This window comes from Paenibacillus jepli, from assembly GCF_047238105.1.
Taxonomy (GTDB): Bacteria; Bacillota; Bacilli; order Paenibacillales; family Paenibacillaceae; genus Paenibacillus_D.
The window spans coordinates 3,686,410-3,701,584 of record NZ_JBDFMD010000001.1; the positions used below are offsets into that span (position 1 = coordinate 3,686,410).

Annotated in this window: 13 protein-coding genes and 1 pseudogene; 9 read left to right on the forward strand and 5 right to left on the reverse strand. The window is 58.0% G+C overall.

What is annotated here, in order from left to right:
- The first annotated feature begins 7 nt into the window (after positions 1-7).
- Together ABC336_RS16210 and ABC336_RS16215 are read left to right on the forward strand one after the other, a co-directional pair.
- Complete coding sequence (locus ABC336_RS16210) at positions 8-844, forward strand: BtpA/SgcQ family protein (protein ID WP_413239614.1); 837 nt, start codon at positions 8-10, stop codon at positions 842-844.
- Between the two features lie 28 nt (positions 845-872).
- Positions 873-1,745 (forward strand): VOC family protein, encoded by an 873-nt coding sequence (locus tag ABC336_RS16215; protein ID WP_413239615.1) that lies wholly within the window; start codon positions 873-875, stop codon positions 1,743-1,745.
- Positions 1,746-1,827: 82 nt separating this feature from the next.
- On the opposite strand, the gene ABC336_RS16220 is transcribed toward ABC336_RS16215, so the two are convergent.
- Positions 1,828-2,595, reverse strand: coding sequence for an AAA family ATPase (locus tag ABC336_RS16220; protein ID WP_413239616.1), 768 nt, complete (start codon positions 2,593-2,595; stop codon positions 1,828-1,830).
- A 656-nt stretch (positions 2,596-3,251) separates the two neighbouring features.
- The gene (locus ABC336_RS16225; protein WP_413239617.1) at positions 3,252-3,797 is read right to left on the reverse strand and encodes a DoxX family membrane protein; all 546 of its coding nucleotides are present in this window, start codon (positions 3,795-3,797) and stop codon (positions 3,252-3,254) included.
- A gap of 462 nt (positions 3,798-4,259) precedes the next feature.
- Here ABC336_RS16225 and ABC336_RS16230 point away from each other — a divergent pair, with 462 nt between their 5' ends.
- From ABC336_RS16230 to ABC336_RS16250, 5 genes are all read left to right on the forward strand, one after another.
- Positions 4,260-5,246 carry an ABC transporter permease gene (locus ABC336_RS16230; RefSeq protein ID WP_413239618.1) on the forward strand — a complete coding sequence of 329 codons (987 nt, stop codon included), beginning with the start codon at positions 4,260-4,262 and terminating at the stop codon, positions 5,244-5,246.
- 26 nt (positions 5,247-5,272) lie between these two features.
- Positions 5,273-6,151, forward strand: a complete 879-nt coding sequence (locus ABC336_RS16235; protein ID WP_413239619.1) for a carbohydrate ABC transporter permease — start codon at positions 5,273-5,275, stop codon at positions 6,149-6,151.
- A 112-nt stretch (positions 6,152-6,263) separates the two neighbouring features.
- The gene (locus ABC336_RS16240; protein ID WP_413239620.1) at positions 6,264-7,847 is read left to right on the forward strand and encodes an extracellular solute-binding protein; all 1,584 of its coding nucleotides are present in this window, start codon (positions 6,264-6,266) and stop codon (positions 7,845-7,847) included.
- Between the two features lie 207 nt (positions 7,848-8,054).
- Entirely contained in the window at positions 8,055-9,854 is a 1,800-nt protein-coding gene (locus tag ABC336_RS16245) for a sensor histidine kinase (protein WP_413239621.1), read from the forward strand.
- On the forward strand, positions 9,829-10,605 hold the full coding sequence (locus ABC336_RS16250) for a response regulator transcription factor (RefSeq protein ID WP_413239622.1): 777 nt from the start codon (positions 9,829-9,831) through the stop codon (positions 10,603-10,605). Before ABC336_RS16245 ends, ABC336_RS16250 begins: the two co-directional genes overlap by 26 nt.
- Positions 10,606-10,638: 33 nt before the next feature.
- Here the strand turns inward: ABC336_RS16250 and ABC336_RS16255 are convergent, their stop codons facing one another.
- Positions 10,639-11,529, reverse strand: a complete 891-nt coding sequence (locus ABC336_RS16255; protein WP_413239623.1) for an aldo/keto reductase — start codon at positions 11,527-11,529, stop codon at positions 10,639-10,641.
- A gap of 154 nt (positions 11,530-11,683) precedes the next feature.
- Here ABC336_RS16255 and ABC336_RS16260 point away from each other — a divergent pair.
- Positions 11,684-11,752 (forward strand): annotated as a pseudogene (locus ABC336_RS16260) (SEC-C metal-binding domain-containing protein); the annotation flags it as partial.
- A gap of 21 nt (positions 11,753-11,773) precedes the next feature.
- A complete protein-coding gene (locus ABC336_RS16265) occupies positions 11,774-13,069 on the forward strand; it encodes a tetratricopeptide repeat protein (RefSeq protein WP_413242663.1) in 1,296 nt (431 codons plus the stop codon).
- A gap of 108 nt (positions 13,070-13,177) precedes the next feature.
- On the opposite strand, the gene ABC336_RS16270 is transcribed toward ABC336_RS16265, so the two are convergent.
- Both ABC336_RS16270 and ABC336_RS16275 read right to left on the reverse strand, forming a co-directional pair.
- Positions 13,178-14,005 (reverse strand): ABC transporter permease, encoded by an 828-nt coding sequence (locus ABC336_RS16270; protein ID WP_413239624.1) that lies wholly within the window; start codon positions 14,003-14,005, stop codon positions 13,178-13,180.
- Complete coding sequence (locus tag ABC336_RS16275; RefSeq protein WP_413239625.1) at positions 13,986-14,984, reverse strand: ATP-binding cassette domain-containing protein; 999 nt, start codon at positions 14,982-14,984, stop codon at positions 13,986-13,988. The genes ABC336_RS16270 and ABC336_RS16275 overlap by 20 nt, the downstream gene beginning before the upstream one ends.
- Between the last annotated feature and the right edge of the window lie 191 nt (positions 14,985-15,175).

Below are 15,175 nucleotides of genomic sequence, written 5' to 3' on the forward strand. Positions count from 1 at the left end.
GATTTGTATGAATTGGTTACAAGAGTTGGTCGGTGTCGACAAGGGAATCATCGCCATGTGTCATTTGCAGCCATTGCCGGGCGATCCGCATTACGACGAAGCGAGGGGGATGGATTATGTGGTGGAGGCAGCCCGGGCTGACCTGCTGGCTCTGCAAAATGGCGGCGTCGATGCGGTGATGTTCTCCAACGAGTTCAGCCTGCCGTATCTGACCGATGTCCGGACCGAGACGGTGGCGGCGATGGCCCGCGTCATTGGCGAGCTGATGCGGGATATCCGGATTCCTTATGGCGTCAATGTGCTGTGGGATGCCAAGAAATCGTTGGACCTGGCGGCGGCCACGGGCGCACAGTTCGTGCGGGAGATTTTCACAGGTGTGTATGCCAGTGATTTCGGCCTGTGGAACACGAAGGTCGGCGAGACGATCCGCCATCAGAAGTCGCTGGGCGCGTCGAATGTCAAGCTGCTCTTCAACATCGTCCCCGAAGCGGCGCAATATTTGGCGCATCGGGATATCGAGAGCATCGCCCGCTCGACGGTGTTCAACAACCGGCCTGACGCGCTCTGTGTCTCCGGGCTGATCGCCGGCGCCGAGACCGATACGCAACTGCTGAAGCGGGTCAAGGATACAGTGCCGCAGACAGTTGTGCTCGCCAATACGGGCATGCGGCTGGACAATGTAGAGACCCAGCTGGCGGTTGCGGACGGCGCGGTGGTAGGCACGACGTTCAAGAAGGATGGCGTGTTCGAAAATGCGGTTGACGAAAAGCGGGTCAAGGCGTTCATGGATAAGGTCAAGGGCTTTCGCGGCTCGGCCATGACGCTGGCCCCGGCGCTGCCTTAAGATGGGCGCGAGTGGAGGTGGCCCGGCGATGGCGATCAAGCCGAGAACGCATGCGGGAACCGAAGTGGGCGCTGTACAGCTGCGGGTGAGCGATATGGCGCGTTCGGAGGCATTCTATACCGATGTGCTCGGTTTGCGCGTGCTCAACCGGTATGACGGCCTGACTCGGCTGACGGTAGATGGCATTCATCCGCTGATCGTGCTGGAGGAGATTGCGGATGCGGTGCAGATCCGGCCGCGGACGACCAGCGGCTTGTATCATTTCGCGCTGCTGGTGCCAACCCGCAGCGACCTGGGGCTCGTGCTCCGGCAGCTGGCAGAGTGCGGGGTTCAGCTAGGCTCCGCAGACCATGATGTTAGCGAGGCGCTCTATCTGTCGGATCCGGACCACAACGGGATTGAGATCTATTGGGACCGCCCGGTGGAGCAATGGTCGATGCTGGAGAGCGGGCAGATCTATATGAGCGCGGATGCGCTGGATGCGCACGGGCTGTTGCGCGAGGCCGAGGGTCGGCAGTGGACCGGCATGCCCGCTGGCACCCGGATGGGGCATGTGCACCTGCATGTGCGTAATCTGACAGAGGCGGAGCGCTTCTACTGCGGGTTGCTGGGCTTCAGCGTGAAGCTGCGCTATGGCCCATCAGCGCTCTTCGTTGCCGCCGGCGGCTATCATCATCATCTCGGCCTGAACACATGGGCGGGCGTGGGTGCGCCGCCGACGCCGGAGAAGACCCCGGGACTGGCGCACTACACCATCGTCAACCCCGATGTCCGCCACATCGAGGATATCCTGGTCTGGCTGGAGGAGGCGGGCATTGCAGTGGAGACCAAGGGGGACGGCTGGTATTTCCGCGACCCAAGCGGCATCGGCGTGCGCCTGACGACGTGTCCGGTATTGTAAATGTAGAAGAGCCAGGCTTTACCGATGTCCGGTGCAGCCTGGCTATTTGATGTGATCTGAAGGGAAGGGGCCCCCCAGCATCTCACACGTCGTCCCCCGCCAACAGCTCCCCCAGCATCCGCTCACTATTATTCATGAACTGCTTCGTCACGATATAATGCTCCGTCTCCTGCCAGGCAACGCGCCGGATCCCGTCTCCATCCAACTGATAGATCCAGGCGTCCGGGTAAGCCATCAGGATTGGGGAGTGGGTGGCGATGAGGAACTGGGACTGCTGCTCCACCAACTGATGCATGCGGGCCAGCATGGCCATCTGCCGTGAAGGCGACAGCGCCGCCTCCGGCTCGTCCATTACATACAGGCCTTTGCCGCCGAACCGGTGCAGGAAGGTGGCGAAGAACGACTCGCCATGCGACTGCTCGTGTAGCGAGCGTCCGCCGTAAGAGTCGATGATCGGCGGGGCACAGGTGGGCTCCCGGTCCAGCTCCTCAATATTGGTGGCCAGGTTGTAGTAGCTCTCGGCCCGGAAGAAGAAGCCGTCCCGCGGCCGCCTTGGCCCCCGCACAGGACGAAGGTAGTCGCTTAACACAGAGTGGGTACGCGCCGTCTCAAACGAGAAGTTCATCGTTCCGCCTTCGGGATTGAAGCCGAGCGCGACGGCAATCGCTTCGATCAGGGTTGATTTGCCTGCGCCGTTTTCCCCCACCAGAAACGTGACCTTCGGATGACATGCCAAGGTATCCAACCCGCGAACGGCATCCAGATGGAAGGGATAGTCACCGAATGAGGGCACCCGGTCCCGGAGCAGCTGTACTTTGCTCAGATATCCGACTTGCTCATATAAGGACATAATCATCCTCCTTTAAGCTCTCCGCACCTCCTAGAAGGAAGACGAAGTCATTTTTGCTTTATAGTATTATCTATGATTCCTAGGAGTCAGGCTATAACTGATGAGCATAACCAAGAATCGGTTCCTGAGCTGCAACGCACTTTTTTTCCCTTAGAGCGCCGGAGTCGGCCGTCCGCTGAGCTGCAACGCACTTTTCCTCCCTTAGAGCGTCGGAATCGGCCGTCCGCTGAGCTGCAACGCACTTTTCTTCCCTTAGAGCGTCGGAATCGGCCGTCCGCTGAGCTGCAACGCACTTTTCTTCCCTTAGAGCGCCGGAGGCGGCCGGTCGCTGAGCTGCAACGCACTTTTTTCCCTTAGAGCGCCGGAGGCGGCCGGTCGCTGAGCTGCAACGCACTTTCCCCTCAGCTTTCAGTTCGGAGAGCAAGCTGTTTCCCGCTAGGTGCTTATCTTAAAATACAAGTATATGATTCTCCTACCTACTTGGCTTCTATTTCTCGGGAATGAAACGCGCTGCGCCGTGTGCTTACGAAGCCAGTTTTGCTTTTGCAAAACTCTTAGGCGAAGCCGTTTCACCTTGCATTATACCATACGCTTGGAGAAGCCCAGACAAAAAAGGATGCTGCCTGGTCGGCAGCACCCTCTGGGTGAAGCTTGCGTTATCTCTCTTGCGGGATGACCGGTCCGGCGCCGGCGCCGGTGTTGCCGCCCTTGCGATGGAACAGTCTGCCTGCGCCTTTGTTCAGCAGCGGCAGGACGTATCTGTCAAGTCCGAAGCGTCCGGCGTTGGCGCCGGCTGTGACGACGAGGACTCCCAGCAGGACCAGCCAAGGGTTAGTGCTGATGGTTCCGGCGAAGAGGAACATGAAGTTCATCACGAGTCCGAAGAAGGCGGCGGTGACGGTCAGTGTGCCAAGGATCAATCCAAGTCCGACGAGCAGCTCGCCCCAAGGGATCATAATGTTGATCAGCTTGACGTTCGGCAGGGCGAAGTTTTCAATGAAGGCGTTGTAGGTCGGGTAGACGGCCGCGCCAGTCGCTTTGTCGAGGACCGGGTTGGTGACGGCGTTGGTCAGGTAGCCTGTGGCGTCGAATCCGCCGGTGATTTTGCCCCATCCCGCTGTCAGCCAAGCATATCCGAGCACGATACGGATCACCGTCAGGATACCGGCTGCCCACGTGTTGTTTCTCCAAAAGTTCATCATGATCATTCACTCCCAATTTGTATTTTGTGGTTAGGTTTCTTATAACTTGAGTTTAGCGGCTTTTCTTCGATGATTATGTGATTTTAATCACAAAGTCTGGTATTAGAATAGAACCTTGTCAGCGGAGGATGTTTGCACCATCTCTTCATGACCTTCACTCTCCCTCTATATGATTGACCGAAACAGCGGCTTGCTGGATTCCTTCCGGCCCTGGATCTTCAGCTGTGAGGATGTGCTCTCTGCTGGGCATTGCCGGTATGTTTGGCTGCTTCGTTCTCTTTCTGACTTTAGTATATATCGAGACAAGGGGAGAGGATGTGATTTATATCACAACGCACCTGGTTTATCAAAAAAGTTTTTGCCCACCGCACGGCACCTTAAGATAGAGCATACCTGATCCGAAGTATGACCCGTATACAGGGAGTGTAAGCGGTTTTATAATCAGAGGCAGGAGGGGAAACCATGAAGACGAACCCAGCTGTTCAAGACATCAAACCTCAAGGGGGCGGCTCCAAGCTATCGTTGGGGCGGCAATTGCGCAAGCAGCTCACGATCCAGATTTTCGTCTGGCTGGGCATGGCGTTCCTGCTGGTATTCAGCTTTACGCCGATGTTTGGCGTTATTATGGCGTTTAAGGATTACCGAATATCGACCGGCATCGCGGGGATTTTTACGAGTGAATGGGTCGGACTGAAGTACTTTCACGAGCTGGTGAATGACTACCGGTTCCCGATGCTGGTGCGCAATACGCTTGCGATCAGCCTGCTGAAGCTGGTCTTTGCCTTTCCGGTGCCGATCCTGCTGGCGATTATGATTACAGAGGTCAAGCAGGCGGCTGTCAAGCGGCTCGTCCAGACGTTTAGCTACTTGCCGCACTTTATCTCCTGGGTCGTCGTTGTCGGCATCGCGTATGCCTTCTTCTCGACGGAGATCGGGATTATCAACCACGCGCTGCTCTCGTTCGGTATCATCGACGAACCGCTGCGGGTTCTGACCGACCCGGATTCGTTCTGGGGATTAGCTGTCGGTACGGCGGTGTGGAAGGAAGCAGGCTGGTGGACGATTATTTTCCTGGCCGCCATCGCAGGCATCGACCCCGGGCTGTACGAAGCAGCACAGTTGGACGGTGCCGGCCGCTTGCGTCGCATCTGGCATGTGACCTTGCCGGGTATGCGGGGACCGATTGTCGTCGTCCTGATTCTGTCCATCGGCAGTATGCTGGGCGGGGGACTGGTCGGCTCCAACTTCGAACAGTCGATGCTGCTGGGCAATTCCATTAACAATGACAAGTCGCAGATTATCCAGACGTATGCCTTTAATGTCGGGCTGGCGCAAGGACGTTTTGCTTTTGCAACCGCTATTGATCTTGTGCAGTCCATTATCGCCGTGTTTCTTATTCTCACGAGCAACTTTATCGCCAAGCGCGTATCAGGCACCGGCCTGTACTGACCACGGCACGGAAGGGAGCTGCCTGTATGGCCCGCAAGACGAGAGAAGATTATACTGTCGACACCATCAATTATCTGCTGCTTGCCCTCGTAGCATTGATTACGCTGTATCCGTTCTATTATGTGCTGATCGCTTCCTTCAACCTCGGGCAGGATACGGCACGCGGCGGATTGTACTTGCTGCCCCGGGCATTTACGCTCAATAACTATATCTACTTCTTCAATGACAAGCATTGGGTCAACGCCTTCTTCGTCACGGTGGCACGGACCGTCGTCGGCACGCTGCTGGGCGTCATCTTCACCTGCCTGGTCGCCTATGGCTTGTCCAAGCCATATCTGCTGTTCCGCCGCTTCTACTTTCTGCTCGTCGTCATCGCGATGAATATCTCGGGCGGGCTGATCGCATTTTACGTCGTGCTGCGCGGTCTGGGTCTCCTCAATACGTTTGCCGTCTACGTCGTGCCAACGATGCTGAGTCTCTTCTTCCTGCTGATCGCTGTCTCCTTCTTCCGGGAGATTCCCGAGGAGATCGGCGAGTCGGCACGGATGGACGGGGCGAGCGAGATGACCATCTTCTTCCGGATGATCCTGCCGATCTCGCTGCCGCTGCTGGCGACGATGAGTCTGTTCCTCGGGTCGAATCAGTGGAATGCCTGGCTGGACTCCGCCTACTTCGTCCAGGGACAAGGTCTGCGCACGCTGGCGTACCGCATGATTGAGGTTATCAACCAGACGATGATCAATACCGATACGATCGGCGCCGCTTATGCCGGCAGCATGCAGGTGACGTCATTCTCGGCACAAGCAACGGCCATGGTCATCTCGGTCTTCCCGATTATCTGTGTGTATCCGTTTATTCAGAAGTACTTTGTGCAAGGGATGATGTTAGGCTCAGTCAAAGGCTGACAGGCTGCTGATGACAGGTTCCGTCCCACTCGGGTGCCCGGGATCCGGGAGGCGGACTTTCATAAATAAGTGTTTCTAAGGGTGTTCATACTATGCGAAGGAGTTGTCCGATATGAGAAAAGTACAAAAGGGGTCGGCCTGGCTCATCACGGCCAGTCTGCTGGTGCTGCTGCTGTCGGCATGCGCCGGCAACAATGCAGCGCCGGGCAATAACGGCAATGCAGATCATCCACCTGCCGCACCAGGCAATAACAGCGAGACGAGCGACGCGCCGGAGCAAGTGACGCTGGATCTGTTCGTCGATCAGACCTGGTGGCCGATCAAGGAATGGTCTGGCGCAGTGGCTGAGGAGATTACCAGGAAGACGGGCGTGCATCTGAATGTAACCGTCGCCACCGATGACAAGCAGCTGCAGGTTATGATTGCTTCGGGCGATCTGCCGGATCTGGTGGCCACCAGCGGCCAGGTGAAGCGGATGTCCGATCCGGATCTGTCACTCGCCTGGAACGACCTGATTGCCGAGTATGCTCCGGACTGGGAGCTGGAGCAGGAGCGTATAGGCGTCAATACGGCAGAGGACGGCAATTTCTATACGATCCGCAACTTCTTCTCGACGGAAGCCGAGTGGGAAGAGTATAAGGACACAGCGCTGCTGTATACTGGCGGCATCTCAGTACGACAGGACATCCTGGAGGAGCTGGGCAATCCACAGATCCAATCCCTGGAGGACCTGACGGCACTGTTCCAGACCGTCAAGGATACGTATCCCGACATGATCCCGCTTGTCTTAAACCCGCCAAACTGGCACCGCGCGTACTTCGAGCAGCAGTTCGGGGCGCTGAGCGGCTTCAACGATGTGGACGGCCAGTTGGTGTACTCACTCAACATGCCTGCGTACAAGGACATGTATCTGTACATGAATGACCTGTACCGCAAAGGCTTCATCCGGGCGGAGAATTATGCCTACAAGTCGGAAGATCAAGGCAAGCAGCTGATGTTCAACGGCACCGGATTCGCCTTCTCCTGGACGACGCAGGGCTCGGATCAGCTCACATCGGCTGCCAAGGAGCAGGGCGGCTACACGTTCGTGAACCTGCCGGTACGTCTGACGGATAACCTGAAGATCGTCAACTCGGCAGTCGGCTGGCAAGGCGTATTCATCACCAAAGGCAATAAAAATCCCGAAGCGTCCATCAGGCTGATGCAGTTCCTTCAATCCGATGAAGGCCAGAAGCTGGCGCTGTGGGGCATTGAAGGCGAGCATTGGGAATATGCACCGGATGGCGATTACCCCGTATTCAAATATAATACGATGGATGATGCCGAGCGCGTGGCCCGGGGCGCCTTCTACTGGGGCCTGCTGATCGGCTCGACGACGACGGAGATGCGCGCGCTGTATGAACCGGACACCGATGCGACGCGCACCAATCAGGTCGTCACGGACGAAACCCAGTTCATGCCTGCGATCGGGCTGGTAGCGCCGGATGCGGATTCAGACGAGCAGGTCGTGCTGACCAATATCCAGGAAATGATCAAGAGCGAGGAGAGCAAGGTGCTGCTGGCAACATCGGAAGAAGCGGCAGCGGCGGCCTACGATGCCATGGTCGAGCAGGCCAATCGGATCGGTCTGGAGCGGCTGGAGGCATGGGCCAACGAGCGTTATGAGGAAGCCAATGCACAGCTGGCCGGATCCTGATCACCGCTAGGCAGTCTGCAATGCAATAACAGCATCTTCAGTAAGCATGCAGCTCGCAAGTTCATTGCTTGGGGAGAAGACCACGGGTCGTCTCCCCTTTGGCGTCCATAGCGAGGGAAGGGACCGCCTGTCTCCCCTCTTCTCCGGGGCAACGAGACGGGTATGCTATACTGGTGGAAAACGAGCAGACGGGGAGGAGGACGGGAGATGAAAGCGCTTCGGCAATGGGCGGATCAGCTGCGGCATCTGCGGATCGTCCCCAAGCTGATCATCGGCTATGTCCTGTTGGTCTTTATCCCGTTCACGCTGTTCGGCTTCTACTTCTATCATCAGATGTATGAGAATGTGAAATCCCAGTACCTTATAGATCAGGAGAAGTTCATGGATCAGTCGCTCGCCAATCTGGAGATCGAGATGCTGAAGATCGAGTCCGTCCACTCCCTCTTCCAGAACAACGACACGCTCATCCGCTACCTTGGAGGGAAGTACGAGGCCGATTGGGAGATGATCTACACGTATCAGAATGATATAAGGCCGACCTTCAGCTTTGCCCTCCAGAGCGTGCCGGCTATCGAGCATATGAGCGTCTATATGCATAGCGGCGATGTGCTGTCGCTTGAGCCGGATCTCGCATCGTTCAGCGGATATGCCGGTCCCCTGCCGGCAGCAGCCATCCAGGCCCTCCGTCCCAATCAGGGGCGGTGGGTCGCTGACGCGGCAGAGGGGCGGCTGCCCAGAGTCCACTATATCAAAAACCTGTATAACGACACGTATACAGAAGCGCTGGGCTTCCTTGCCGTGGAGGTGAATCAGCGGCTGTTCGGCCAACTGGGAGGCTCCTCGCCGCAGGAGGAGGTCGCCTATTGGGCGGTTGTCGGCAGCAGCGGTGAACGCTTGTATGAGCAGCAGGTGCCGGGATACCTGGCAGGAGAGCTGACAGCGATGGCCTCGCAGGCTCCCGAGCGAGGCATCCGGAGCTTCTTCGTAGCGGGCGATGCCTACCTGGTCCATGCGATACGCGTAGCGGCGCTTGATCTCGTGATCGTCCGGATGAGCCAGGTCGCCTCGCTGCTGGACATCCGGGCGGATCAGTGGCGGCTGATCGGCGCAGGCGTATTGCTACTGACCATTCTGTCGCTGTGCTATTTTGCCGTCGGCTCGTCGATGACGAACCGGATCATCCGGTTCTCCCGGCATCTGAAGCGGGTAGACGACCCGAAGATTGCAGGCTACGCCGGGACCAGCGGCTCTGATGAGATCGGCTTCCTTATCCAGTCCTACAATGCGATGATCCGGCGGATGGATGAGCTGACCCATGACTATCACCGCTCCGAGATGCTCAAGAAGGAGGCGGAGATCAAGATGCTGCACGCGCAGATCAAGCCGCATTTCCTGTACAACACGCTGGAGACGATGCGGATGATGGCGCTCATGCGAGGGGAGAAGGAGCTGGCCGAGGTGGCTTCCTCGCTCGGCAACCTGCTGCGCTACAGTCTGGTCCGCAACCGGGACGAGGCGCTGCTCACTGACGAGCTGGAGCATGTCCGCGACTATATCGGCATCCATCAGGTGCGGATGGGCGAGCGGCTGCAGTTCCACCTGCGGGTCGAGGCGGATATCTCCGGCGTCCGGACACCGCGCTCGATCCTGCAGCCGATCGTGGAGAACAGCATCCTGCACGGACTGGGCAAGAAGCGGGGGCAGGGCGTCATCGAGATCACGGTTAGCGAGCAGGAGGAGCATTACCTGATCGAGATACGAGACAACGGACCGGGGCTGACGGCGGAGCGACGGGAGCTCATCCGGCGGATGCTCGATGGCCGGAGCGGCAAAGAGGAGGAAGCGCGGCTGGGTATCGGACTGCGCAATGTACATGAGCGGCTGAAGTCTTACAACGGCCAGGAGACAGGAATCACGCTGGAGGACGGAGAGGGCGGTGCGGTATTCCGGATCCGGCTGATCAAGAAAGGGGGCGAAGGACATGCTGAAGCTGCTGATCGTCGATGATGAACCGATCATCGTAAATGGACTGAAGCATATGATAACCGCAGAGCGTTCGTTGTTCACGCAAGTGGACTGCGCTTGCGATGCCTTCGAGGCGCTGGAGCATATCGAGCGGGAGTCCTACGATCTGCTCATCACGGACATCCAGATGCCGGAGATGGATGGGCTGGCCCTGATCCGCGAGGCGCAGCAGCGGCAGCTGGAACGATTCGTCATCCTCTCCGGCTACGATGTGTTCGACTATGCCCGGCAGGCGATGCGGCTCGGGGTAGAGGATTATCTGCTCAAGCCGATCCAGCACCGCGAGCTGTTCGAGGTGCTGAACCGCCAGGCGCTCGAGATCATGGAGGCCAAGAAGGATGATCCCGGCCCCCCGGATGTGCCGGCGGCGGCGGAGCTGCCGTTGATCAGCAAATTCAAAGCTTACGTGAGTGAGCATTATATGTATGATTTGGCGCTTGAGGACGTCGCCTCGCATTTGGGGATCCACCCCAACTATTTTTGCAGCGTGCTGAAGCGGGAGACGGGGATGACCTTCGTGCACTATCTGAACCAGGTCAAGATCGAACGGGCCAAGGAGCTGCTCGTCCATCCGCAGCAGCCTACTGTGGAGCAGGTGGCCCGCAGCGTCGGGTATGAGAGCATCCGCCACTTCTACAAAGTGTTCAAGCAATATACTGCGCATACACCGGGCAGCTACAAGGCTGCGGTACAGATGACGAAGGAAGAGCAAGGAGCCGCTAGAAACCGCTAGAATGCAGGTGCCAGAGGAAGGTCAGGGGAGCCGCTAGATGATATCCAGCGGCTCTTTGCGTGTCGGCGGAGGGAAGACGGCATCCAGCTTAGCCAGTGTATCCTCGGTCAGCGCGATACAGGCGGCGGCAGCATTGTCCCGGACATGCGCCGAGCTCCCGGCTTTGGGGATGGCCAGCACATCTTGATCGCGGATCGTCCAGGAGAGGATGAGCTGAGATGGTGTTACTTTATATTCCTTTGCAATACTAAGTACTTCCGGGTGCTCCAGCATCCCTCGCCGCAGAGTACCGCCCTGGGCAAGCGGGCTGTAAGCCATAACGGGTATACGATGCTCTTGCAGCCACGGCTGCAGCTCATATTCGATGCCCCGAGAAGCGATATGGTAGAGGACCTGGTTGACGGCACAAGCGGATCCGCCTGGCAGCTTCAGGAGCTCCTGCATATCGGAGATGTCCAGATTTGATACGCCCCAGCGCAGGATTTTGCCATCGGCGACCAGCTGCTCCATGCCCTCGATCGTCTCCTGAAGCGGGATGCGGCCGCGCCAATGGAGCAGATACAGGTCGAGTCTGTCTGTGCCGAGACGCTGCAGGCTGGCCTCGCAGCTGCGGATCAGACGCTCGCCTCCGGCGTTGTGGGGATACACCTTGGAGACGAGGAACACGTCATCGCGTCTGCCGGATATCGCCTCGCCGACCAATGATTCCGACCGCCCCTCGCCGTACATCTCCGCCGTATCCACCACAGTCATGCCTAGCTCGATACCCGTCTGCAAAGCCCGGATCTCTTCATCCCGGCGCTCTGGGTTATCGCCCATATTCCAAGTGCCCTGACCCAGAACGGGGACGGCTGTGCCATCGGGGAGCTTGACGGTACGGCGTGTCAGCCGCTCCTTGATCTCATCATCAGTTGCCGTGTTCATCGATTCAGCCTCCTCTTTTGTAGATCAGTAGTCCTTATTGTAGCATACCCATACCGCTTGGACGCCTGACGCAAGTCAAGTGAAGCATGCAAAATATCGGTGAGCTGTGGTAGACTATCGACAAACTTGTCGAACGGAAGGTTGGTCGGTGGCCATGCAAAAACTCGGTAGAAATGATACATGTCACTGCGGAAGCGGGAAAAAATATAAAAAATGCTGTCTGGATAAAGATCAGGAGAGCAATGTGACACGCATTGGCCCCGCAAAGGTGGCTGAGGAAAATATTGATGCAGTATTACACGAACACTTGGATTGGCAAGATCCGGTACATCTTGAGGTAGCTGAGCTATTTGTAAGTAAGGTTTCGGGCCGCTTCGATCCCGAAGACATCCTGACTGTGATCAATTTGTGGCACAGCTTTGCCTCCGATACGGCGCCCATCATCCGTAAGAAGTCTGTGTTCCCGGCCGCGCTGGAGGAGGTGCTCAGCGATCAGACCGGTACCATGGTCACCCAAGCGGAGCTGGCAGCCAGATACGGTGTGTCGGTAACGTCGATATCTAACAAGAGTCAACAATTGTTTGAGTATTTTATGACCGATTGGGTCGATAAAATAGAACAGGAACCTATGGGGGATGTGGACCTGCAGGGCGCGCGCCGCGAGATGGAAGCGCAGATGAAGGCTATGCAGGAGCTCATGGCGGAACAGGACTTTGAGACATTGGAGGATGCGCAGGCATTCATGAATCAGTTGTTGGAGAACGGCGGCCTGTCGCTGGCTGAGGCTGGTAAAGCGGGGGCGAAGCGCGGCCCGAAGGCGAGCAAGTCGGCCTCGCTGATCCAACAAGCCATGGCCGAGCGCCAGCCTGCCAGAAAAGCCGAGCTGGCCCGTCAAGCGATCGAGGCCAATGCCGATGAAGCGGAGGCTTACAGCATGCTCGGCGATATGGCTCCCAATCCGCGCGTCGCGGCTTATTATTACCGGGAAGGGATGCTGGCCGCAAAACGTGTACTTGGCGAAGCACATTTCGAGGAGGCACATGGCCATTTCTGGATGGATATCGATACCCGTCCTTATATGCGGGCCAAGATGGATTACGCGCAGGCTTGTGCGTCGATGTTCAATCAGGAGGAAGCGATCCGTCAGTACGAAGAAATGCTGGAGCTTAATCCCAATGACAACCAGGGCGTGCGCGACCTGCTGCTGCTGGCGTACCTGGAAGAGCACAAGTATGATGAGGCGTTGCAATTGATCAACACCTATGAGTATGATTCCAGTGCATGGTTCTCGTATAGCCGCGTGTTGGCCGAGCACGGTCTGGGACAGTCAGCTGCCCGGGTCAAAAGCTTGCTGCGCCGAGCTCTGGTTGCCAACAGACATGTGCCGGCCTATCTGCTCGGCAAGAAGCGGCTTCCCAAGCAAACGCCGGAGTACTTCGGGATGGGTGACGACAAGGAAGCGGTGTATTACGCGCAGGCGAACTATCATCTGTGGGAGCTCCAGCCGAAGCTGACGAAGCTGCTGGCGGGCATGAAGTAGGGAGCCTGGCTGGCTGCTCCCCCGCTTAGGCTCATACAATGCAATGCTTGCCTGGTTTGTCTCGGGCAGGCTTGTTTTGTTGCGTCCGGGATGGGAGATGTGAGGCGCCTACTTCTTGTGATTGTAGAAGTACATCGTCAGCGGCGCGAAGACAATGACCAGCCCGGCCGATATCGCCAGTACAATCGTCACCTCGCCGCCCGTCGCCGAGCCGTGGGCAAGACCGCGTACGGCGTCGACCACCAGAGTGACCGGATTGACGTTCACCAGCGCCTGCAGCCAGCCCGGCATCGTCGACGTATCGACGAACACGCTGCTGAGGAAGGTCAGCGGGAACAGCACCATCATGCTGATCGCCATCAAGGCCTTCTCGGTTCGTACGACGAGTCCGAGCAGCGTCCAGATCCATGACAGGCTGAAGGCAAACACCAGCAGCACCGCCACGCCCAGCAGCAATCCGGCGAACCCCCCATCCGGGCGGAAGCCGAGCGCATAGCCGAGTCCGATCATGATCGTGGAGGCCAGCAGATAGCGGACCGTGTCCACCAGCAGCGCACCGACAAGCACCGCCGGACGCCAGAACGGCAGAGTACGGAAGCGGTCGAAGATGCCTTTCTGGATATCCTTGTTGAGATCCGTCCCCGTATACATCGTGATCATCGAGACCGTCATGACGAGGATGCCGGGCAGGACGAAGTCCAGATACTCGCCTGTCGAGCCGGAGATTGCTCCGCCGAACAAATAGGTGAACATCAGCAGGAAGATGACCGGAAAGGCCGTCACGTCGAACAATTGCTCCGGCACATACTTGATCTTCAGCAGCGCCCGCCAGGCGAGCGTCATGGATGCGCTGAATGCACTAGGCCGCTTGGGGCGCTGCTTCAGCGAGAGAACCTGCTCCAGGTCCGCACTTTCGCTATCCTGCCTGATCAACATGGTCCTCGCCCCCTTTCTCCGCCGCTGCAGGCTTGCCTGTCAGCGTGAGGAATACCTCGTCCAGACTCGGCTGTCCCATCGAGAAGTCCGTGATCGCGATGCCGTCGGTCACCAGCCGGCTGAGCGCCGCTGCGGCGTCACTGTGACTGCCGATCTGGGCCACCAGACGGTGCGACCGCGGATCGGCCTCGACCGCTTCGCCGGTGATCTCCTCCAGCACCCGCTGTGCTGAGGGCAGATCATCCTCCGACTGCAGATGCACGGTCAGCCGGCCGGCGCCGACCATCGCCTTGAGCTCGCTGCTGGTGCCTTCGGCGATCAGCCTCCCGTGATCGATGACGCCGATCCGGTCAGCGAGCTGGTCGGCCTCCTCCAGATATTGCGTCGTCAGGAAGACCGTCGTACCACTCCTCACCAGCGCCCGGATGATATCCCACACCTGATTGCGGCTGCGCGGATCGAGACCGGTCGTCGGCTCGTCGAGAAACAGCAGATCCGGCGCCGTGACGATGCTGGCGGCGATGTCGATGCGGCGGCGCATCCCGCCGGAATATTTCTTGACCTGACGATCCGCCGCGTCCTCCAGACTGAATGCGCGCAGCAGATCCACGGCCCGCTGCTTCGCGCCTTGACGGGAGAAGCCGACCAGTCTTGCGATCAGGATCAGATTCTCGCGGCCGGACATCTCCTCGTCCACCGAAGCGAACTGGCCGGTCAGACTAATGCACTGTCGCACCCCGTCCGGATCGCGGAGCAGATCATGCCCCATGACTGTAGCCGTTCCCCCGTCAGGCTGCAGCAGCGTCGCCAGCATTTTGATCGTCGTCGTCTTGCCGGCGCCGTTGGGGCCGAGGAACCCGTAGATGGACCCTTTCCTAACCTTGAGCGAGATCCCGTCGACGACCCGCAGATCCCCAAAACGCTTGACCAGTCCTGTTGCCTCGATGGCCCACTCTTCCTGATATACATGTGTTTGCATAATGACCTCCATCCCAATGTATGACTACCTTAAGTATACTCCGTCGGCGCGCCGGCATGTCTTACGAATTGCTCAATCCTCAAACAGAAGTATACCAGACCCTTCCTGACAACAGTTTGTCATGAATCGAATCAGTGATTGAATGCTGACTGGCAAGGGTAATGGCATGTAGTCTGTCCATATCGTCTGAT